Origin of the sequence: Pseudovibrio sp. M1P-2-3 (assembly GCF_031501865.1) — a bacterium.
Classification (GTDB): Bacteria; Pseudomonadota; Alphaproteobacteria; order Rhizobiales; family Stappiaceae; genus Pseudovibrio; species Pseudovibrio corallicola.
Genome location: NZ_JARRCW010000001.1, coordinates 170,520 through 192,500, shown reverse-complemented (window position 1 = coordinate 192,500; position 21,981 = coordinate 170,520). Strand labels below are relative to the sequence as shown.

The following is a 21,981-nucleotide window of genomic DNA, read 5'->3' as shown; positions in this document are numbered from 1 at the left end:
GTAAAACAGCCAATATCTCAACTTGTTAACAATCCCACAATGCTCACAGGCATTCACACCTATTAATTTTGTTATGGTTTCCTAAGAATAGCTCGGCGCAAAATTTCGGATGCAGTGGCGTTCATACTCTAAAGCAGCCCAGTTTTGAGTGAATGAAGCGTTAGTCACCGGGTATGTTTATTGACGCAGGATCGCTCCTATCTAGATACGGTATCTTACAAGACCCTAAGCCGGCTGGTTTACCAACTTATACTTATTGATGCAGGAAAGTAGCCAATTACTTTGTTGCGTTTGATCATTTCGCCTTATTTCCAGATAAAAAGGTGCTAGCCTTTTTTGTAGGAGAGGTCGCTTTCAATGGTAGCTCAGATAAAAAGACACTAAATAAGTTTAAAGAGGTAGGATGCAACTGACTAAGTTTACCGATTATGGCCTGCGTACGCTCATGTATCTTGCGGCTAATCCTGAGCGATTGAGCAGTGTGAAGGAAATCGCAGAGCACTTCGATATTTCGCGCAACCACTTGGTTAAAGTCGTTCACCGCCTTTCAACTCTTGGATATATCGCCAGCACAAAGGGAAAAGGCGGCGGCATTAAGCTGCAGAAGGACCCTGAGATGATCCGTCTCGGCGATGTCATCGAACAGCTGGAACCCGACATGAATGTGGTGGAGTGTTTCGACCCCACCACCAACACCTGTAATATAATCGGCACCTGCCAGTTAAAGCATTTTCTGTCCGATGCATCCCGTCAGTTTTTGGTGAATATGAACAGGCACAGCCTTGCTGACACAATTCGTTGCAAGGAACTTGTCTTCGACCTCTCATAAACGCTTTGCTTATACAGTGCGCAAGATTTTAGCCTCTTGTTGCGGAGGCTCAGGTTGGGAAACTGCCTCTTCTTTTACAAGCCATTGCCACCACTCATCCCACAGTGCCTCACGACCTTTTCTGAATGCTCCCTCATGACCTATATGTTTTACGCCCACCTCAGATGCTTTGCGCCAGACGATTGATTTCTGGGCATTGGGGTAGCAATCCATAATAGTTTTGGATGATTTTTCAGTTGCAATCGGATCGTCCGGAAACAGCCAGGAACGGATGGGCGCGGTGACCTTGTCAAACTCATGGGGGCGCAGAAAGCCTGAAAGGTCATCTTGAAAGTAACTGGAATTGTGGCTCCAGCGCCGCCAAGTGCGGAATACCTGCGGCGGAAGAGGTGAACCGCGCCATCCGCCAATTTGCTTGATGTAGCCATGGCGTAAAAGAGAATAGGCCCCCATGCCCCACCAGAAATAGAGTGTGCTTGGAATGCTTTTGAGGTGATGCGCGCCAAAATACCCTGCCCCCACACTTACAAAGGCATGTTTTTTCACCCGGTCGTGGTTTGGCATGAGCCCCACCATATGCCCGCCAACGCTATGGGCAATATGTGTAATGGGAAGGCCCGCCGCCTCCACTTCCAGTGCATCAACAACTGCGGCCTGGTCTAAACGTGCCCAATCAGGCAAATCTATGTCAGACCCTGCCAAGTCCGGCCCTGCTGAAGCGCCTATGCCGCGATAATCATAGGTGAGCACTACAGCGCCAAGTCCAGCCAGATAGGTGGCAACGGCTTGATAAAATTCTTTAGGAAAGCCCGTACCGCTGGAAATCATGATGGCAATGCGGGGATTATGCCCGCGATAAAGGTCGCCTTTTAAGTCCCAGCCATCTTGAGCTTTGAAACTAATCGTTTGTGGCTTAATTTCTTTCATAGAGCCTGCCCTCCAGTTCTACGCTTACGGGCATGCCGGTGGCAGCCCAATTTTTGTGATTTGATTTAATCTTGCTGCAGCAATTCAAAGAGCAGGCTCCGTTCAGGCCTGCCGCTTTCGCCCGTTGAGGCGGTTAAGTGTTTCAGCCCCAAGTGCGCTGCATAAATCAAGCGTGCCCGTTGTTCTTTGTCCGGCCCCTCATAGTTCATTTCCTCATGCACGTAGGCGATGCGCTTATTGTCAATCTCAGAGATACACTCTGCGGCCAGATCATCATGTCTGGCCCACTCCCGCACAGCCATCTCTACGCGCATGGACCCAAGCTTTCCCGGTGCTGCCGATGAAAGTTCGACCAAAGCGCGAAGACGCTGACCGCCCGCTTCATAAGGCTTAAGAGATTCAATAATGTTTTCTGTTGTCAGCACCCGCCAACGGGTCAACATGGATTTCTTGAAATCTGCAAGGTCTTTGAAATGCCAATAAAAGGACCCCTTTGTTGTGCCCAGCTCCCGTGCGATGGGCTCAACCTTCAGGGCATTTTGCCCACCACTTGCCAAGGCTTTGAAACCCGCAACAATCCAGTCATCTGGGCTCAGTCTTTTCTTCGTCATTATCGATTCCATACGGTAGCGTATGGATGGGAGTTGATCGCAGTTTGTAACCATACGCAAGCGTATGGAACTGAATTTCTGGAAAATCGCCACCAAAGTAGAAGGTTTGACCTGATGAGAGGGTTTGAGAGGGAACAGCTCAGCTCATGGGAAAAGGGCACCACACGGGATGCCCGAGCAGAGTGGAAGGTAGGGGCCCCGAAAAACGGGAGTGGCAAGGCGAACAGGCCAGAGCCTGCGCTACTTGAATAAAATGTTTCTTCGGCTTTGGCCTGTCGCCTTGCCCGGGCATTTTTGTGCTGCGAACATATCAACCCCGTGGTTAGGCGCGATAAGACAGTTTCCTGTCACCACTGAACGCCACCCACGGTGATACAGCCTCAAGGGGAACCTGTGGCCTCGCCCCCAAGAGGGCCCCGCGTGCCGAACCCTCTGGAAAGATACGTTACCTCTTCCCATTGGCTCTGCCCGGCCCATAACGCCCCGGCGGACGGTCCGCCGAAGGCCCGTTTTCATGGGCACGGGAAAAGGATAGGACACGGCAGACAGGAGGGGGATAAGTTTTTTGGTGGTGCTCATTATGGGCAGTGTCTCACGAGGCCGTCCCGCACTTGATGCGAGGTCCACACCAATCATCCGCCGCATTCCACTAGAGTACTGGATACCGGCTCGGGGGCCGGGATGCTAAGGAGTGTAAGAATAGGCTTGACCACACCCAAAAGGCATCATCCCTGACTTAATCAGGGATCCAGTTTTTAGAGGTCACCAACACCTATCATTTTTCAGGATAGACAAAGAGACGGGAAAGCAGCGAGGAATTGAAGCAAGCAAGACCTGTCGTTTCTCTCTCCATAACCACTGGTGTTCTCAATGAAAGCTATAGTCGCGACAAAATACGGACCACCCGAAGTGCTGGAAGTTAAAGAACGGGCCAAACCTCACCCGCGAAAGAACCAGATTCTTATCAAAGTCCATGCCACTGCGGTAACAACCAGCGACAGCAGGGTCCGCGCCTTCCGCTTTCCCCTTTGGAACCCGATGATTCTGGTATTCCGGCTTATTCTTGGCATAAGAAAACCCCGCCAACCCGTTCTTGGAATGGTACTGGCAGGAGAAGTTGAAGCGGTTGGAAAAAGCGTCACGCACTTTCAGCCGGGAGATCAGGTTTACGGCATGACCGGACCCTCCTTCGGCTGCTACGCTGAATATCTCTGTCTTTCTGAAAAGAGCTGCATTGCAAAAAAGCCGCAAAGCATCTCCTTTGTGGATGCGGCGGCAAGCACATATGGCGGACTGTTTGCCTCTTATTGCCTTGAAAAAAGCGGAATAAAGTCAGGAGATAAAATTCTAATTTACGGCGCTTCCGGTGCCATTGGAACCGCTGCTATACAGCTTGCCAAGAACATGGGGGCAGAGATCACTGGCGTATGCAGCACCGCAAACCTTGAGCTCGTCAAATCTCTTGGAGCAGATGCCACGCTTGACTACACACGCGACGATATAAGTGAAAGCCGTGAGCGGTATGACCTTATCTTTGATGCTGTCGGCAAAGACAAAACCTCCCCATTGAAGCAGCAGTGCGCCAAACATCTTGCAAAGGGCGGGAAATACATTTCCGTTGACGACGGGATGTTAAAGTCCCGAAAGGAAGCCTTACTTCACCTCAACAGCCTCATGGAAGCAGGGACCTTTAAGCCCGTGATTGACCGAAGTTACCGGCTTGAAGACATTGTGGCGGCCCATCGCTATGTGGATCAGGGGCATAAAAAGGGAAATGTTCTGATTAGCGTTTGATCCCCTCTAGGGCTTCTACTCCCCTCGCCCCGCTCAACACCAGCCCTATTCTCCAGTGGCACTGGATCCCGGCTCGGGGGCCGGGATGACGGCGGAGTGTAAGGGTAGGCTTTGCCAAACCCAAAATGCGTCATCCCTGACTTGATCAGGGATCCAGTTTGCCTCTACCCTCTATCAAAGCAGGTCAGAGGCCCCAACCCATAATAATCTCTTAAAAATACCCTCATCAGAAGGCTTTGATAGTCCCCGCAAAGTGACTCGAATACATCATCCACGCTTGAAATTACTATAGTTGTAAATAGCAGTGATGTCGGACTCTCCTATTGTTGAGGAGATGGGCCCAAATGCTCTGCTAGCAGTTGCCACTTGTCATTTTTAGAAATCAAGACTGCCGTTCCCCTTCCTGAACCCGACGCTTTGCGTCCCTCAATGAGGCCATTCCAGAAAAAGTCGAACATATATACTGCACTTTCAGATGTTTTAGAAAGCCAATGCACATTGGCAATTTTGTAGTCTTCGTCCTTGACCACTTCAAAGTTTTGTTCAAACGCTGCGCGAACTGCGCCTTTGCCTTTGTGAACTGATCCATCGGAAAAGGTCACGCTGGCGCCATCACTAATCAAAGGACTCACAACATCCCACTTTTGAGTACCCAATGCAGTTTCATATTGCTTGATAAAATCTGACGGCGTCACGTTTTCTTCCTCTCCGCAATTTGCAGTATCAGCAGCAATTGATACCAGCAAATTCCCGGAAAAACAGTCTACTTTACGCTAGTATCTAAGGTGTAGATCCCGGCTCGGGGGCCGGGATGACGGCGGAGTGTAAGGGTAGGCTTTGCCAAAACCGCAGACGTCATCCCTGACTTGATCAGGGATCCAAGCTGCATTGCTCCTGTATTACCTCCCCCTCGCCCCGTTCAGCACCAGCCCCGTGTGCACTTTGATGATTTCATCGACGGAGAGGCGGCCGCCTTCTTGGTACCAGATGCATACGCCGGTGAGCATGGCGAGGATGGCGAAGGTGGAGACTTCTACATCGGCTTTTGAAAATGTGCCCGAGCGCATGCCTGCCGATAAAATCTCTTCCAGATTGCGCTCATAGGCCCGCCGTTTGCGCACGACCTGTTCGCGCATGTCCTCGCTTAAAGCGCGCAGCTCCATGTTGGCGATGAGAACATCTTCGCGCCGCTCCACATGATAGGCAATATGGAAGGCAACAAAGGCTTTCAGTTGCTCTTCCGGCCCCTCGCCTTTTTCTGGCAGCGCCTGCCAAGCCGTGATCAGCTGGTCCATGTGGGTGTTCATCAATTCGGCCAGCAACGCTTCTTTGCTTTCCATATACCTATAGATGGACCCCACCTGCAGGCCCACTTCTCCGGCAAGTTGGCGCAGGGTCATAGCCTCGAAACCATATCGAACGATAAGCCGCTTTGCTGCATTTATAAGAGCCAGTTGCGTATCAGCTCCCACGGAGCCTTTGGTGCGGGCCACTGTGTGTCCTTCTTCTTCACGTATTGTTGCGGCGCGTGTTTAGCAGCAACGGTGTTTACAGGCTAGCAAGAACGATGCTATTAATCAAACGTACGTTCGTTTTATAATGATACTGGGTCGATACCTGCGGGGAACAGGTTCGCGCCACGGGGAGGACAAGCGATGTTTTTAAGCACTATGAACTTTGGTCATGGCGAGGAAATCGACGCCATTCGCGAAACCGTTTCCAAATGGTCGCAGGAAGTATTGGCCCCAAGGGCTGCAGAAATCGACGCCACCAACACTTTCACACCGGATCTGTGGCCCCAGCTTGGCCAGATGGGCTTGCTTGGCATCACCGCCAGCCCCGAATTTGGGGGCAGCGGCCTTGGATACTTGGCGCATGTGATCGCCATTGAAGAAATTTCCCGCGCCTCTGCCTCTATTGGCCTTTCTTATGGAGCGCACTCCAACCTGTGTGTGAACCAGATCAACCGTCACGGCACCAATGAGCAAAAAGCCAAATATCTGCCCAAGCTCTGCTCTGGCGAACATATTGGCGCTCTGGCCATGTCCGAGCCAGGGGCCGGGTCTGATGTGGTCTCCATGAAGCTGCGGGCCGAAAAGCGCAATGACCGCTTTGTACTCAATGGCAACAAAATGTGGATCACCAACGGCCCCGATGCAAACACGCTGGTGGTTTATGCCAAGACCAACCCTGAGGCGGGTCCGCGCGGCATTACAGCCTTCATTATTGAAAAAGGCATGAGCGGGTTTTCTACGGCGCAAAAGCTGGACAAGCTGGGCATGCGCGGCTCCAACACCTGTGAGCTGGTGTTTGAAGATTGCGAAGTGCCCTATGACAATATTTTGGGAGAAGAAGGCGGCGGGGTAAACGTGCTCATGTCCGGCCTTGATTATGAGCGCGTGGTGCTTTCCGGCGGGCCGCTTGGCATTATGGCAGCCGCCATGGATATCGTGGTGCCCTATGTGCATGAGCGAAAGCAGTTCGGCCAAGCCATTGGTGAGTTTCAGCTGATGCAGGGCAAGCTGGCGGATATGTATTCCACCATGAACGCCTGCCGTTCCTATGTGTATGCAGTTGCAGGGGCGTGTGACCGCGGCGAAACCAGCCGCAAGGATTCCGCTGGCTGTATTTTATATTCCGCCGAAAAAGCAACACAGCTGGCATTGGAAGCCATTCAGGCGCTTGGCGGCAATGGCTATATTAATGAGTATGGCACGGGCCGCTTGTTGCGTGATGCCAAGCTTTATGAAATCGGTGCGGGCACCTCTGAAATTCGCCGCATGCTCATTGGCCGTGAACTCTTCAAGGAAACCGCATAATGACGGTTTTGAATTCTAAAGTTTCCACGCGATCCGCAGAATTTACCGCCAACCGTGACGCGCACCTGAAAAGCATTGAGCAGGTGCGTGCTGCCAGCCAAGCAGCCCTTGCGGGCGGCGGCGAGCAGGCAAAAGAGCGCCATGTGAAGCGCGGCAAAATTCTGCCCCGTGAACGGGTGGCGCGGCTTTTGGATCACGGGTCACCCTTTTTGGAAGTCGCCCAGTTTGCCGCCCATGAGATGTATGGGGGGGCTTGCCCTTCTGCTGGCGTCATTGCAGGAGTGGGCCGCATTCATGGGCGCGAATGCTTGGTGGTTGCCAATGATGCCACTGTGAAGGGGGGAACTTACTTCCCTTTATCCGTGAAAAAGCATTTGCGGGCCCAAGAGATTGCCGAGGAAAACAATCTCCCTTGCGTTTATCTTGTCGACTCTGGCGGGGCAAACCTGCCCCAGCAGGATGAAGTGTTCCCTGATCGGGATCATTTTGGGCGCATCTTTTATAATCAGGCCAATATGTCGGCCAAGGGCATTCCGCAGATTGCTGCTGTTATGGGGTCGTGTACGGCTGGCGGGGCATATGTGCCTGCCATGTGTGATGAATCCATCATTGTGAACGAGCAAGGCACCATCTTTCTGGCCGGCCCCCCTTTGGTGAAGGCGGCGACTGGTGAAGTCGTTTCCGCTGAGGACTTGGGCGGCGGAGATGTGCACACGCGCCTTTCCGGCGTTGCCGACCATCTGGCGCGGGACGATGCCCATGCGCTGGCTCTTGTGCGCCGTGCCATTGCCAACATCAACCGCCGCAAACCCGAACAACTGGCATTGCAACCGGTTGAAGACCCGCTTTATGACCCCGACGAGATCTTGGGCCTTGTGCCTGCGGACCTGAAAACCCCCTATGATGTGCGCGAGGTGATTGCCCGCATTGTGGATGGCTCCCGCTTTGACGAGTTCAAAGCCCGTTATGGCACCACGCTGGTCACCGGCTTTGCTCATATCTACGGCATGCCCGTGGGGATCATCGCAAATAACGGCATCTTGTTTTCTGAAAGTGCTGTGAAGGGCGCGCATTTTGTGGAGCTATGCTGTCAGCGCAAAATCCCGCTGGTCTTCTTGCAAAACATCACCGGTTTCATGGTGGGGCAGAAATACGAGGCAGGCGGCATTGCCAAGGATGGGGCCAAGCTGGTGACTGCGGTTGCCTGTGCCAAGGTTCCCAAACACACGGTTATCATTGGCGGCTCATTCGGCGCAGGAAACTACGGCATGTGCGGGCGCGCCTATTCTCCCCGCTTCTTATGGTCATGGCCCAATTCCCGCATTTCGGTGATGGGCGGGCCGCAAGCGGCTGGTGTTCTGGCAACCGTGCGCCGCGATGGGATCGAGCGCAAGGGCGGACAATGGTCAGTGGAAGAAGAAAACACCTTCAAGCAGCCGATCATTGACCAGTTCGAGGAACAGGGCCACCCGCTCTATGCCTCTGCCCGCCTTTGGGACGATGGCATCATCGACCCGCGCAAAACCCGCGAGGTGCTGGCCCTTTCTTTAAGCGCAAGCCTCAACGCACCAATCGAGAACACACCATTCGGCATTTTCCGGATGTAAGTATAGACCTTAAATTTTGTAGAAAGTGGTAGTAATACTATGAATTACTTAATTGATAACTCTACACTTAGCGGCGTTGAAAGGCTTCTTGGCATCGCACAAACTGCAAACCTGCACAATATAGACCATGACATTGTTTGCCTAGAAAAGCTGGTAACTGCCATTTTGTTTTCCGATGAAATTTCCATGGTCGATGACTACAAGAGTTACTATGCGGATCGAAGAAAAAAGTATTTTCACTATATTTCTCCAATAAAGTTAACGGAGCCTCATTATAACTCTATTGCCACAGCCGCTGCAGACTTTGCAAAAAAACAAATAATTGAACTAAACGATGCTGAGCCAATTGGGCAAATAGTTAGTTTCTTCGAGCAGCTATCACTAAAGCCACAAATGCGATGGAATGTATTCTCTAGTAGTGAATACTTAGGGATCACCTATCTCATTGAAGAAGGACAAAAACATAGAGTAGCAACTACACTAGCTGCCTTTTCTAACGAGGTATCTGATGAGGGTAAAACAACCCGCAACAACTCTGGCTTTGAAGGATTTGTGTATGACCATACAGCCGCGAGAGTTGAACAAGAGTACTCACCAGAAACAATAGACCAACTATTTAACCGAATAGCATCAAAAAACCCACAAAACAGTGGAATCACTCATCGTAACTCCATAAATAAATTAATATTTGGCTTCGGCTGGGCAGCTGAGCGCAGCAAATTCTACGAGAGTTTATCTCAACAAACAGGCTTAATCCCGTGCCTTTCCCCATTAAGAGACGCCTATTGTATGGCCAATCTTCTATTACCACCTGTTTCTGGTCAGGATCGCTTACTCAGTACTGCGTCAGAAAACAGTTCTGAAACATATCGCAAAGCATCCGCAGTTTGGGATACGACGGTGCTCAAAAATAAGATTCCGTTTTTCAGTAGTTGGCTCCTATCCAAAACCAATAATGTCGCAGAGGTTCTCGAAAAAGCTTTAGAACTAAAGCTTCAAAGTGATTTCAAAGATGCAAGAGCCTACCTGAACGAATTGCAAGAATACAGCGTCGAGGGCAAAAAGGCAGAAGTAAATAGTTGCTTGAAAAAAATTTCTCAAAGCAATAGCAAAATACTTCGAAAATACTGCGTAGAAACCTCTAATGGCCCCTCTTGGGCTGTTACCTTAAGTATTTCGGCGGCTCCGCTAGGCCTCACAGATAACGGCAAAGTAGGAGGCTGGATATCCGAACTGTACAACAGAAGCCACCCAATGGTTCGTATCTTTAGACCTCTGGTTTCTGATCTTATAGCCGTAGAGCGGATGGGGGAGCTACACGACAGGGCAACACAACTAATAAGTAGACACAAAGACGCAACGTATGCCTCCGTAAATACGACACCAACTTTTATGCGGAAAAAATCAAACGACTACGGAAGGCCTGCGACGTAAGCCATGTTTAAAAAAATTCTCATTGCCAATCGCGGGGAGATTGCTGTTCGCATTGCTCGTACGGCCAAAGCGCTTGGTATCAAAGTGGTTGCCGTTTTCTCGGACGCGGATCGTGATGCGTTGCATGTGGAAGTGGCCGATGAGGCCTACCACATCGGCCCAGCGCCTGTTTCTGAAAGCTATTTGAAGATTGAGCACATCATTGAGGCGGCAAAGAAAAGCGGGGCTGAGGCGATCCACCCCGGTTATGGGTTTCTCTCTGAAAACCCAGAGTTTGTGGAAGCCGTGGAAGCTGCGGGCTTAGTGTTCATCGGCCCGCCCGCAAGTGCGATCCGCGCGATGGGCCTGAAAGACGCCGCCAAGAAGCTGATGGAGCAATCCGGCGTTCCCGTTGTGCCCGGATATCACGGAGACACCCAAAACCCTGCATTTTTAAAGGACCAAGCCAGCTCCATTGGCTATCCGGTCCTGATTAAAGCCCGAGCAGGGGGCGGCGGCAAAGGCATGCGCCGAGTGGACAAGGCTGAAGATTTCCTGACAGCTTTGGAAGGTGCCCAGCGCGAAGGGCAGTCCAGCTTTGGGGATGGGGCTGTTCTCATTGAAAAGTATGTCAGCAGCCCGCGCCATATTGAAGTGCAGGTGTTTGCCGATAGCCATGGCAACGCCGTGCACCTGTTTGAACGCGATTGCTCGTTGCAGCGCCGCCATCAAAAAGTGATCGAGGAAGCCCCTGCCCCGCATATGAGCGGGGAGATGCGGGCAATTATGGGAGACGCGGCGGTAAAGGCGGCTCTTTCTGTCGGGTATGAAGGGGCCGGAACCGTTGAGTTCATCGTTGATGCCTCAGAGGGATTAAAGGCGGATCGCTTCTGGTTCATGGAGATGAACACGCGGCTTCAAGTGGAGCACCCTGTCACCGAAGCTATAACAGGAGAGGATCTGGTGACGTGGCAGCTCCATGTGGCCGCGGGCAACCCTTTGCCCAAGACACAAGATGAGCTGGTCATCAATGGTCACGCCTTTGAAGCCCGCATTTACGCCGAGGATGCACCTGCCGGTTTTCTGCCCGCCACAGGAACCTTGAAGGAGCTGGAATTTCCGGAGGATCACGCGCGCATTGATAGTGGTGTGCGAAAAGGGGATACGATTACCCCCTATTACGACCCCATGATCGCCAAGGTGATTGTGCACGGGAAGGACCGGCAAACAGCCCTTGCCAAACTCTCCAGCGCTCTGGAAGAAACACGAACCGCTGGCACCATAACCAACACCCAGTTTCTCCATACTCTTGCCAACCACAAAGGCTTTGCAAAAGGGGACGTGGACACTCTGTTGATCGACAGGGAGCTGGATGTTTTGGTGGAAGAGCAAGCCCCCTCCCTTATGGTGTGTGCCGTTGCTGCCCTCATTGATCTTGGCCATGCACGCGAACAGGTACGCGGGGAAGATCCGTGGTCCAGCCTGACCGGATGGAGGCACTGGAACTCTGCCCGTCAGTTCTCTCACTTGAACTTTAAGGGAACGGATCGTGAAATCTCCCTCACTTCCAACCGTGATCACAGCAAAACACTGAAAGTTGAGGGGCAGGAGATAAACCTTCGCCTTCTTTCCAGCAGAAGCCAGCACCTTCGTGTTGAAAGTGATGGGGCGGTGAGTGAGTGGCATTTCTTTACGGACCCACAGGAGATCACCGTTTTTGCAGGGGGCAACAGCTGGCAGTTCATCCGTACCAACCACTTGCAGGAGGACGCCAGTGCAGAAGATGCAGGCAACGCCGTGCTTGCCCCAATGCCCGGTCAGGTGAAACTCATCAACTTTGCCAAGGGGGAGCAGGTTAAGGAAGGCGACACTCTTGTAGTGACAGAAGCCATGAAAATGGAGCACAGTCTCAAATCACCACGAGATGGAAGAATCGCCAATGTTATGATTGCAGCAGGTGATCAGGTGGAAGAAGGCACGATACTGATCGAGTTAGCCGAGGAGACTTGAGGCATGTTACCCAAGGGAACAACCTACGAAGAACTTTATAAGAATTTCAGTTGGAATGTTCCCGAATTTTATAATATCGGGGTGATGGTCTGCGACCGCTGGGCCGAGCGGGAGCCGGACCGAGAGGCAATAACCGTTGTTGGCGAAGCGGGAACTGCAAAATCATACACCTATAGCCATCTAAAAGAACTTTCGTCCAGACTGTGCAATCTCTTGATTTCAAAAGGGGTGGAACGCGGAGACAGGGTCGCCATTTTGCTGCCCCAAACCGTCGAAACGGCCTGCAGCCATATCGCCACCTATAAAATGGGCGCAATTGCCCTCCCCCTATTTACTCTGTTCGGGGAGGAAGCCTTGGCCTTCCGACTGGAAAATTCGGGAGCCAAGATTCTTATAACCAACAGCGAGGGCGCACAAAAACTCTCAAGTATTCAAAGCAGGTTGCCAAATCTGCAACTCATTTTGAACATTGAGGAAGCTACCCAGAACTCCACGTATCTCTATGAAGGTTTAGAAAAATACTCCAGTGAGTTCACACCCGTTCCCACCAAGGCAGAGGATCCGGCCCTTATCATTTATACCTCTGGAACAACGGGCCAACCCAAAGGCGCGCTTCATGCGCACCGCACATTTATTGGCCATCTTTGGTCGACGGATTACCTTTATAACGGCCTGCCCCGCGAGGGAGACAGGGCATGGACCCCTTCCGACTGGGCATGGATTGCAGGGCTATTAAACATTTTGATGCCTTCTCTTTACTACGGCATCCCTGTTGTGGCGCACCGGTTTAAAAAGTTCTCGGGAGAGGCAGCTTTCCAGCTTCTCCATGATCAGAACATCACCAACGCCTTCCTGCCACCCACTGCCTTGAAAATGATGCGACTGGTGGAAAAACCCGAAAAGCGCTGGAACTGCAAAATACGCAGTATCACTTGTGGCGGTGAAACAGTGGGCGCTGAGATTATCGAATGGGGCAGACAGATTTTCGGTATCACCATTAGCGAATGCTACGGACAAACCGAGTGCAACCTGTGTATCGGAACCTGTACGCAGCTTATGGAGGCCCGCCCGGGTTTAATTGGGAAAGAGGTTCCAGGGTTTCAGGTGGAGATCGTAGACGGGAATGGCCACCCTTTGCCGCCGGATACTCTTGGAGCAATCGCGGTCAAAACGCCTGTACCCATTATGATGACGCAATACTGGCAAAACCCCGAGGCGACAAAGAACAAGTTCAAGAACGGCTATCTTCTGACAGGAGATGAAGGCACTAAAGATGCGGATGGATGGTTCCGGTTTGTGGGCCGCGATGATGATGTGATCACCTCAGCGGGATACCGCATCGGGCCCGGTGAAATTGAAGATTACCTGCTCAAGCACCCGGCGGTCGCCATTGCTGGCGTGATTGGCAAACCGAACAAAGAGCGCACCGAGATTGTCAAAGCCTATGTGGTTTTGAAAAAAGGGCACTCAGGAACACAGCAGCTTCATGATGAACTGCAAAATTTCGTCAAGCACGGGCTGGCTGCCTATGAGTACCCAAGGGAAATCGAATTTGTTGAAGACCTTCCCTTGACCACCACCGGAAAAATTATTCGAAGCCAACTGAGGGCAAGGGCGAAAGCAGAGCTGGAGAACAAGTGACAAATACCCTGCACATATTCGAAATGGGGCCCCGTGACGGGCTGCAGAACGAGAAAGTTCTCATTCCGACCGAAGAGAAAATCACCCTGATCAACCTACTTTCCAAAAGCGGGTTGAAGAAGATCGAGAGCGCCAGCTTTGTCTCGCCCAAATGGGTACCGCAAATGGCAGACGGGGCTGAGGTACTGGCAGGCATCACCCGTCAATCTGATGTCATTTACAGCGCGCTCACACCCAATATGAAAGGCTATGAGCGCGCCAGACAGGCAAAGGCAGATGAGGTGGCTATCTTCGGTTCTGCATCCGAGGGATTTTCGAAAGCCAACATCAATTGCACCATTGAGGAAAGTCTGGAGCGCTTCAAACCACTTGTGGAGGCGGCAAAGGCCGATGGCATTCCGGTACGTGGCTATGTTTCCTGCGTGATTGCCTGCCCCTATGACGGGGAAATCGCCCCCGCTCAAGTGGCAAAGGTAAGCCGCTCCCTTCTGGATATGGGATGCTATGAGATTTCTCTTGGCGATACCATCGGTGTGGGAACGCCAGAAACTACAACGCACATGCTGGAAGCAGTTTTGCAGGAAGTTCCAGCCACTCACCTTGCAGGGCACTTTCACGACACCAACAATATGGCGCTCGCCAACATAGAAACCGCCCTCTCCTTCGGCCTGCGTGTTTTTGATGCTGCGGTGGGCGGCCTCGGGGGCTGCCCGTATGCACCCGGAGCCAAAGGCAATGTGAACACACTTGAGGTGGTGGACCTTGCGGCACGCCTTGGATTTGAAACAGGAATAGACCGCGCACAGCTTGAGACAGCTCAACACTTTATCCTAGAATTGAAAAAGGCATTCCAATGAATTTTGAAACCCTCGAACTCTCCAGAGACGAGAGTGGCATCGCTACATTGCAGTTAAACAGGCCCAACAAGCACAATGCCATGAATGCACTTATGATGGATGAACTGTGTGCGGCGGCGGATTTTCTGGATGATGATGAGCAAACCCGTGTTGTGGTGATCAAGGGGAGCGGTAAAACATTCTGCGCAGGCGGTGATCTCAACTGGATGAAGGCGCAGGTGAGTACGAACCGGGATGGCAAAATCAAAGAGGCATCACGCCTTGCCGATATGCTCAAACGGTTGGATGATCTCAAGAAGCCTGTGATTGGCCAAGTGGGCGGGAATGCTTTTGGCGGCGGTCTGGGTCTGGTGAGCATCTGCGATATTGTTGTGGCCACGCCAAACCTGCGCTTTGCCCTCACTGAAACGCGGCTCGGTCTTATTCCCGCGACAATTGGTCTCTTTGTTGTCCGCAAAATCGGCGAGGGAGCGGCGCGGCAGATATTTATGAACTCCAAGCCATTTGGCACTGAAAGAGCCTATAAACTGGGCTTTGTTTCTGAAATTGTTGCCGAGGACAAGCTGGAGGAAGCTGCCTATGAGGAGGCCCGTGCCTTCCTCAACTGTGCGCCCGGAGCCGTAAAGCGTGCCAAGGATCTTTGCAAACACCTTGCCCGCACCTCGCACGAGAACCCCTTGAATTATAGCGTGGAAGAGCTGGCGGATTGCTGGGAGAGTGACGAGGGCTCCCACGGTATTGATGCTTTCTTTGCAAAAGAAAAGCCCCGGTGGCAATCATAGAGACAGACCTATGAAAAGTTGGCGGGCAAAATAGCGTACCAACTTTTCCTTTTCCTCGCCACATATCTCTGTTAGGAACCCCGCAATCTTTACCAATATTATTGCGTGGATACTTCGTGGCTGCCCACACCGACAGTTCTCATACGCTCGCATTCATATGCGGCACGGTGCTTTTGAACGCCATTGGTGCAGGGCTGATAATTCCTGTTACACCCACACTGGTTTCCAGCCTTGGAAGCTACTCCATTGCAGAGGCCGCCATCTGGGGGGGCTATATTGCCGCGATATATGCAGTAATGCAGTTCTTGTGCGGGCCCACGCTGGGCGCGCTGTCTGACAGGTTCGGACGTCGCCCCATACTCCTCCTGTCCCTCGCGGTGCTGGCAGCAGATTATATGGTCATGACCCTGACCAGTAACCTTTGGGTGCTCTTTAGCGGAAGGCTTCTTGCTGGAATTGCCAGCGCAACGTACGCAACAGCCTATGCCGCGACCTCTGATATATCCCCTTGTACAAAACGGGCAACCCGCTTCGGATTAGTGGGGGCCTTCATCGGATTTGGTTATGTTATCGGACCGGTCATCGGGGGCATATTAGGGTCCATGGGCTTACGGGTGCCCTTTTATAGCGCGGCAGCTTTAACAGCGCTCACGCTGACCTATGGTCTTTTCTATCTGCCTGAAACTTTGCCACGAGGCAAACGGCGCACCGTAGTGTGGCGCAAGGCGAACCCTGTTGGTGCCCTTCTCCAAGCTGCAAGCCATCCGGTTCTTGTGTGGTTTTTTGCGGCCATGTTCTTGTTCCAGTTTGCCAACTTCGTTTATGCGGCAGTATGGCCCTATTACACGATTGAGGGGTTCAAATGGACAACGGCCCAAGTCGGGCTTTCCCTTGCAGTGGTTGGATTGGGGTTTTCAGGCGTCAAGGGCGGTTTGATCCGCTGGGCCATTCCTCGCCACGGGGAAACAAACACGGCTCTTTATGGGTTTGGCTTTTCAATTGCGGCATTAATTGGCTTTGCTTTTGCCCCCAACACATGGACTGTTGTCGCTTTGTTGCCACTTTCTGCGCTTGGAGCCATGCTTCCACCGGCCCTTACCGCACTTATGTGCAACACAGTCAGCGATGACCAGCAAGGGGCAATACAGGGCGCGTTGACGTCAATTATCGGCCTTACGCTTGTCCTTTCGACGCTCATAATGACGCGGCTCTTCACATTTTTCACATCAGACAGCACAGCCCCTTATTATCCGGGGGCCCCGTTCCTTCTTGCTGCAATTCTTATGTTTATTGCCATAATTCCCTTCAAAGTTGCCATAAAAAAATCCGAGTATGCCCTGTAAAATCTAGGGGTTGGCTCCTTTAAATGTCATGGGGATCACGGTTTTGTTACCCTTTTGGCATTTACATTACCTTACGTAATGCATAGGTTGCCGCTGCCGAAGGGGTGAGGCCGACCTCACCTTAAAACACAACAAGAAATGGATTTTGCCGGCATGGTTAATTCTAGCCAAATCACTGCATCCGCGGCCCAACCTTCGGGAGCTGAAGTCAAGCCGCAAGAGTCACTGAATGAGACAATCTCCATCTACAAATCAACCAATTGCGATAGCTGGAATCAATGGGCATTCCAACTGCACCAAGCAGGGTTTCAGGTCAATGTTCACGAAGTGGATGAACTTCCTCAAACCTGCAATGTTGTGGGCCTGCCCGAAAAACATGGCAAAACGCATGCAGCGTTTTATGGAAACTACATTCTTGAAGGTCCTGTTCCTGTTGAGGCAATAAAAAAGCTGGGGGAATGGAATCCGAGAATTAAGGGTATTTTCTACGGGGGCGATGCAAAGAAAAGTGAACACCCCCGTCCTGACACATCGGATGCAAAAACAATTATTGCCTTCGGTGGACACCTAAAATTCCCCGAAGTCTTTATGCGGCTGTGACTTTCTAAGAAAACTGCTTGGACGGGGCGCATTCAGCGCCCTTTTCTATGAGAACTCGGCATACATGCCAATTCAGTGAGACCTTCAGAAATTAACCTTTAAATACAAAGAGGTCGCTAATTTGGGCAATTGCATGCTGTAGTCCCTAATATTGCAAGAATTACCTCCTAAACTGCCTCCGATTTGCATCGCTCTTCTTGATAACACAACCAACAAAGAAGATACTCACATGACAACGGCTCTAGAAGACTTTCTGGAACTTATGAAACTGGAGCAGCTGGAAGAGAATGTTTTCCGCGCTCCGCCCCAAAAGAAAAACAGACTGCGGTTGATGGGTGGCCCAATCATTGCCCAAGGGCTTATGGCCGCCTCTTTAACTGTGCCTGAAGACAGGAAGATACACTCTCTCCATAGTTACTTCGTCAAGGCGGGAAAACTGGGCCCTCCAATCGACTACCATGTGGAGAGAGTTCGAGATGGCAAGAGTTTCAGCAAGAGGCGGTTGAGCGCCTATCAAGATGACACTATCCTTTTTACTTGGACCGGCTCCTTTCAGGTTTTGGAAGAGGGGCTGGAACATCACGACCCTATGCCTGATGTGCCCATGCCGGAAGAGCTGAAAACAACAGAGGAAATTGTTCAGCAGTTCGGAAAAGAAATTCCGATGTTTCTCAAATTATTCTGGTCACCGGGGCGCCCCATAGACATGAAGCCGGTCGATCTGGAACATTACCTGACGAGCCATGAGCTTCCCTCCTTTCAAAACATCTGGCTGAAGTGCCGTGAGAGTTTGCCGGAAGGCCCCCACCTGCATAACTGCCTGCTCGCTTTGGCCTCCGACTCAACTTTACTGGATACGGCTTTGTATCCCCATGGTCTCCATGCCTATGATATGCCCAGTATGCACGCCATGAGCATTGATCATGCAATGTGGTTTCACCATCCGGTAAAGGCGGACGAGTGGATACTCTATTCGCAAGACAGCCCCAACGCCTCGAATGGGCGAGGATTTTGTAGAGGCAAGTTTTATAGCCGTGATGGCACCTTGATCGCGTCCACCTGTCAAGAAGGGCTTATCCGTCAAGTGGACAAGAATAAAATATAACCCTTCGAAAGCCTATTTACAGCGCCCACTTAAATTCTATATATTGGAATTAAATACTGCATATTAGTTCATATGTCCAACTGGACGCTGGTATACCCTCCCCGAGTATACTGCGTGCTGATTTATCGTTTGGGCAATAAATACAAATTAAGAACCAATTGGCAGGACACGACAGCAGGGAGGTGCATATGACGCTAGCAACCGAGAACTTTTTGAAACTCCTTGAGCTGGAGAAGATAGGGGACAATCATTTCCGCGGATTACCCCCAAAACCTCCGCGCTCGCGCCTGTTTGGCTCCCCTATTCTCTCACTGGCTACCATGGGAGCCCGCCAAACAGTTGAGCCCAGCAAAGAGCTTCACTCCATACACGGCTATTTCATGCGAGCGGGAGATCCAGTGACGCCTATCGATATTCATGTTGACCGGACAAGGGATGGCAGAAGCTTCGATACGCGCCACCTGCTGATGTCTCAGGGCGAAACACCAATTTTCTCCATGTCCGCCTCTTTTCATGTCCATGAGGAAGGTTCAGGTCACCAAGACGAGATGCCGTCCGTTCCCCAACCTGAAGAGTTAGCAAACACTGAACAGCTTCTCGAAAAATACGGAGATAAAACAGAAGGGCTGGCGCGGTTCTGGTCAGTGGAGCGCCCATTGGAAATTCGTCCAGTGCAACCAGAGCATTATCTCACAAATGACATTCTACCACCCTATCAAAACACTTGGATCAAGGCTTCTTCTGCTTTGCCTGATGATGTCATTGTGCACCAATGCTGGTTAGCTTACGCCTCGGATCATTCAGTACTTGATACAGCGTTATTCCCCTATGGGCGCCAATGCTACAACACAGATATCATGATTTTCAGTCTGGATCACGCCATCTGGTTCCATAGGCCATTTAAAGCCGATGAGTGGCTTCTCTTTTCGCAAGATACTCCAAGTAAGGCAGCCGGACGGGGTTTTTCGCGCGGCAAGTTCTTCACACGTGAAGGAGCGTTGGTTGCATCTGTTGCTCAAGAAGGGCTTATTCGCTTTAAAGAGGAAAGATAGGCCTGCCCTCCAAAATAGACGGATTTAACCTGCACTCATTCATAGGTGCAGATCAGTCACCAACGTCAAGAAAACAAATATTCTTCTCCAAATGCCACTTTCCAAGTCGGCATTTGGTTGATAGTGTCCCTTCCCTAAACCTCTGTGAACTTCCTTCACAGTTTTCGTTATTTCTATTGTGTTTCACTAGTTTTTTCCCTGTGAGTTCCCATGAGTTCAACCAGTCAGGCTGTTAAGCGCACCAGTAACTACAACCTATGGACGCAAGAATGCCGTTCCATTCTGACACTTGGGCTGCCACTGGTTGGAGCTCAGCTCGCTCAAATGGGAATTAGCATTTCAGATACAGTTATGGTGGGCTGGCTGGGAACAGAGCAACTTGCTGCGCTTGTGCTGGCAACTCAGCTGGGGCTTGTAATCCACCTCACTGGCTATGGTATTTTAGGGGCTGTTCTTCCTTTGGCCTCAACGGCTGAAGGTAAAGGTGATAAAGCTGAAGTGCGGCGGGTAACCCGCATGGGTTTATGGTGGGCCCTTTTGCTTGCACTCATCGCCACCCCTGTCCTTTGGTTCACAGAACCTATCTTTCTGGCTTTTGGGCAAGAACCGGAGGTCTCCCGACTTGCGAGCGAATATCTGCGTATATTCCTGTGGTCCTATTATTTCAGTATGGCAGTTATCGCATTCAGAGGGTTTTTCTCTTCCATCGGGAAAACCACCGTTCTTCTATGGGCCAACATTGTCGGCGTACTCTTGAACATCCTGTTCAATTATATTCTAATTTTCGGAGCTCTTGGCATTCCCGCCTATGGCATTCACGGGGCTGCAGCCGCGTCTCTTGTCACCTATGCGGGCATGCTCTCGTTTCTTCTTGCCTATGTTTACTGGGAGCCCAAAGCCCGCAGCTATGATCTGCTCACCCGCTTCTGGAAAGCCGACTTTCCTAAAATGGTGGAGATTTTCAAACTGGGGTACCCAATCGCTCTCATGTTCCTAAGTGATGTGGGCGTGTTCATTGTCGCCGCCTTCTTTATGGGGTGGATCGGCGCGGTGGAAGTTGCCGCCCATGGCATCGCCCTTCAGGTTGTCTCCATTATCTACATGATACCAATGGGCATTTCCAATGCAGGAACCGTGCGCGTGGGGCAGGCGCTGGGCCGAAAAGACAAGCAAGGCATCACCCTGTCCGGCTGGTCCATCATCTTAATGGCCATGGTTATAACCCTCACGGGTACCCTGCTACTCTGGCTATTTTCCGATCAGGTGCTTGCCCTTTATATCGAGGAGAGCAATCCGGACATTGTGGAGCTGAGCGCCACTGCAACAACACTTCTTCTCATCGGAACCGCCTTTCTTATGGCAGATGGTGTACAAGTTGCCGCCTCGGCGGCTCTACGGGGCCTGTCCGACACCAAGGTTCCCATGTATATTGGCCTATTCTGCTATTGGGGAATAAGCGCAACGCTTGCATATGCTCTTGGATTTTGGGTGGAACTTGGCGCCATGGGCATCTGGATAGGCCTATCAACTGGCCTGTTCGTCACCGCAACCCTCTTCTCCCTGCGCTTTTATAATCGCGAGAAACTGGGGCTGGCCGGGTAGCTGTTCTTCCGCACCAAATACTGATAGGAAGCGCCCTGTTAGATAACGGGGTGCTCTATGCGTAAAATATGTCTTTTCCTGCTAGCTTTCCTTTCAATGAGCGCAATGCCCATGGCAGAGGAAGCTCATAGAAAGCGGGTTCTTTTAATGGCAAATCTAAGCAAGACCCAAAGTGACGCCTTTTATCAACTTCTTGAACGAACAAACCCAGAAATTGATGGATCTTTTAGACCCCAAAATATTGATGAGACAGATGTAGTTATCTATTTCCTAGATAGGTGGAGCGAGGCATCAAGTGTTCCAGGAGCAAAAGATCTACCTCAGGTCTTTGAACATATCTATGCCCTAGAAAAACCAGCTGCCAGTTTAGTCTTGTGGGGTGCGGCTAAAAGCGGGCGGGAAATCCAATTCATCTTCTACTCAATGTCTGATGTAGGTTATCCAAAATTGAAGTGCTTTGCACTTGATATTGCATTTGAAGTCAAACACAACCCTAAAGACCGTATGGAAAGTAGTATATTACTAGAATGTGCTGCACAGCCGGACTAACTGACCTATGAAAATCATTCTTTATGCTGCAGAGGGCTCCAACAGCTCTGAAAGGGTTGAATGGGCTCTTTGCCATAAGGCAATCGCTTATGAGCGGGTTGAGGTCGCTCCGGAGGAACTAAAGACTAGCTACCTGACAATCAACCCTTTTGGATACGTGCCCGCTATCTCGCTGGATGGAGAAATCATCTGCGAATCTCTTGCCATCATCGAGTGTCTGGAGGAGCTGTTCCCTAAACGGCCTCTGCTGCCATATGATCCCATTAAACGGGCAAAGGTACGCCAAGTCTGCGAGTATGTGAACAGCACCATACACCCTGCCCAGAACAGGAGCGTCCTTTCCTTTTTGCGGCCTGAGTTATACCAACGGCACCTGTTTTTGACTCGGGATGAGGATTCCCAAATCACTTGAATTGTGATTCAACATTGGGAAAGGAGAT

20 protein-coding genes are annotated in these 21,981 nt (G+C 51.1%); 16 read left to right on the top strand and 4 right to left on the bottom strand.

What is annotated here, in order from left to right; translation table 11 throughout:
* Nucleotides 1-403: 403 nt before the first annotated feature.
* Complete coding sequence (locus P6574_RS00885) at nucleotides 404-829, top strand: Rrf2 family transcriptional regulator (RefSeq protein ID WP_310618526.1); 426 nt, start codon at nucleotides 404-406, stop codon at nucleotides 827-829.
* Between the two features lie 9 nt (nucleotides 830-838).
* Here P6574_RS00885 and P6574_RS00880 read toward each other — a convergent pair whose 3' ends face one another.
* Together P6574_RS00880 and P6574_RS00875 are read right to left on the bottom strand one after the other, a co-directional pair.
* Nucleotides 839-1,756 carry an alpha/beta hydrolase family protein gene (locus tag P6574_RS00880; protein ID WP_310618525.1) on the bottom strand — a complete coding sequence of 306 codons (918 nt, stop codon included), beginning with the start codon at nucleotides 1,754-1,756 and terminating at the stop codon, nucleotides 839-841.
* A 65-nt stretch (nucleotides 1,757-1,821) separates the two neighbouring features.
* A complete protein-coding gene (locus P6574_RS00875; RefSeq protein ID WP_310618524.1) occupies nucleotides 1,822-2,367 on the bottom strand; it encodes a TetR/AcrR family transcriptional regulator in 546 nt (181 codons plus the stop codon).
* Nucleotides 2,368-3,237: 870 nt separating this feature from the next.
* Here P6574_RS00875 and P6574_RS00870 point away from each other — a divergent pair.
* Nucleotides 3,238-4,161 carry an NAD(P)-dependent alcohol dehydrogenase gene (locus tag P6574_RS00870; protein ID WP_310618523.1) on the top strand — a complete coding sequence of 308 codons (924 nt, stop codon included), beginning with the start codon at nucleotides 3,238-3,240 and terminating at the stop codon, nucleotides 4,159-4,161.
* 320 nt (nucleotides 4,162-4,481) lie between these two features.
* On the opposite strand, the gene P6574_RS00865 is transcribed toward P6574_RS00870, so the two are convergent.
* Nucleotides 4,482-4,856 carry a nuclear transport factor 2 family protein gene (locus P6574_RS00865; protein ID WP_310618522.1) on the bottom strand — a complete coding sequence of 125 codons (375 nt, stop codon included), beginning with the start codon at nucleotides 4,854-4,856 and terminating at the stop codon, nucleotides 4,482-4,484.
* Nucleotides 4,857-5,060: 204 nt separating this feature from the next.
* The gene (locus P6574_RS00860) at nucleotides 5,061-5,654 is read right to left on the bottom strand and encodes a TetR/AcrR family transcriptional regulator (protein ID WP_310618521.1); all 594 of its coding nucleotides are present in this window, start codon (nucleotides 5,652-5,654) and stop codon (nucleotides 5,061-5,063) included.
* Between the two features lie 162 nt (nucleotides 5,655-5,816).
* Here P6574_RS00860 and P6574_RS00855 point away from each other — a divergent pair, with 162 nt between their 5' ends.
* The 14 genes from P6574_RS00855 to P6574_RS00790 all read left to right on the top strand — a co-directional run bounded on the left by P6574_RS00855 (nucleotide 5,817) and on the right by P6574_RS00790 (nucleotide 21,953).
* Nucleotides 5,817-6,980 (top strand): isovaleryl-CoA dehydrogenase, encoded by a 1,164-nt coding sequence (locus P6574_RS00855; RefSeq protein WP_310618520.1) that lies wholly within the window; start codon nucleotides 5,817-5,819, stop codon nucleotides 6,978-6,980.
* Nucleotides 6,980-8,587 (top strand): carboxyl transferase domain-containing protein, encoded by a 1,608-nt coding sequence (locus P6574_RS00850; RefSeq protein ID WP_310618519.1) that lies wholly within the window; start codon nucleotides 6,980-6,982, stop codon nucleotides 8,585-8,587. Before P6574_RS00855 ends, P6574_RS00850 begins: the two co-directional genes overlap by 1 nt.
* Before the next feature lie 39 nt (nucleotides 8,588-8,626).
* On the top strand, nucleotides 8,627-10,021 hold the full coding sequence (locus tag P6574_RS00845; RefSeq protein WP_310618518.1) for a hypothetical protein: 1,395 nt from the start codon (nucleotides 8,627-8,629) through the stop codon (nucleotides 10,019-10,021).
* A gap of 3 nt (nucleotides 10,022-10,024) precedes the next feature.
* On the top strand, nucleotides 10,025-12,010 hold the full coding sequence (locus tag P6574_RS00840) for an acetyl/propionyl/methylcrotonyl-CoA carboxylase subunit alpha (RefSeq protein WP_310618517.1): 1,986 nt from the start codon (nucleotides 10,025-10,027) through the stop codon (nucleotides 12,008-12,010).
* A 3-nt stretch (nucleotides 12,011-12,013) separates the two neighbouring features.
* Nucleotides 12,014-13,651: an AMP-binding protein gene (locus P6574_RS00835; protein WP_310618516.1), complete on the top strand. Its 1,638-nt coding sequence runs from the start codon at nucleotides 12,014-12,016 to the stop codon at nucleotides 13,649-13,651.
* Nucleotides 13,648-14,508: a hydroxymethylglutaryl-CoA lyase gene (locus P6574_RS00830; RefSeq protein WP_310618515.1), complete on the top strand. Its 861-nt coding sequence runs from the start codon at nucleotides 13,648-13,650 to the stop codon at nucleotides 14,506-14,508. The genes P6574_RS00835 and P6574_RS00830 overlap by 4 nt, the downstream gene beginning before the upstream one ends.
* Entirely contained in the window at nucleotides 14,505-15,290 is a 786-nt protein-coding gene (locus tag P6574_RS00825) for an enoyl-CoA hydratase-related protein (RefSeq protein ID WP_310618514.1), read from the top strand. Before P6574_RS00830 ends, P6574_RS00825 begins: the two co-directional genes overlap by 4 nt.
* 101 nt (nucleotides 15,291-15,391) lie before the next feature.
* Nucleotides 15,392-16,633: an MFS transporter gene (locus P6574_RS00820; protein ID WP_310618513.1), complete on the top strand. Its 1,242-nt coding sequence runs from the start codon at nucleotides 15,392-15,394 to the stop codon at nucleotides 16,631-16,633.
* A 153-nt stretch (nucleotides 16,634-16,786) separates the two neighbouring features.
* Nucleotides 16,787-17,233: a DUF411 domain-containing protein gene (locus P6574_RS00815; RefSeq protein WP_310618512.1), complete on the top strand. Its 447-nt coding sequence runs from the start codon at nucleotides 16,787-16,789 to the stop codon at nucleotides 17,231-17,233.
* Nucleotides 17,234-17,462: 229 nt separating this feature from the next.
* Complete coding sequence (locus tag P6574_RS00810; protein WP_310618511.1) at nucleotides 17,463-18,338, top strand: acyl-CoA thioesterase; 876 nt, start codon at nucleotides 17,463-17,465, stop codon at nucleotides 18,336-18,338.
* A 188-nt stretch (nucleotides 18,339-18,526) separates the two neighbouring features.
* Nucleotides 18,527-19,390, top strand: coding sequence for an acyl-CoA thioesterase (locus P6574_RS00805; RefSeq protein WP_310618510.1), 864 nt, complete (start codon nucleotides 18,527-18,529; stop codon nucleotides 19,388-19,390).
* A 210-nt stretch (nucleotides 19,391-19,600) separates the two neighbouring features.
* Nucleotides 19,601-20,992, top strand: coding sequence for an MATE family efflux transporter (locus P6574_RS00800; protein ID WP_310618509.1), 1,392 nt, complete (start codon nucleotides 19,601-19,603; stop codon nucleotides 20,990-20,992).
* A 111-nt stretch (nucleotides 20,993-21,103) separates the two neighbouring features.
* Nucleotides 21,104-21,541, top strand: a complete 438-nt coding sequence (locus tag P6574_RS00795) for a hypothetical protein (protein ID WP_310618508.1) — start codon at nucleotides 21,104-21,106, stop codon at nucleotides 21,539-21,541.
* 7 nt (nucleotides 21,542-21,548) lie between these two features.
* Nucleotides 21,549-21,953 (top strand): glutathione S-transferase N-terminal domain-containing protein, encoded by a 405-nt coding sequence (locus P6574_RS00790; RefSeq protein WP_310618507.1) that lies wholly within the window; start codon nucleotides 21,549-21,551, stop codon nucleotides 21,951-21,953.
* Nucleotides 21,954-21,981: the final 28 nt, after the last annotated feature.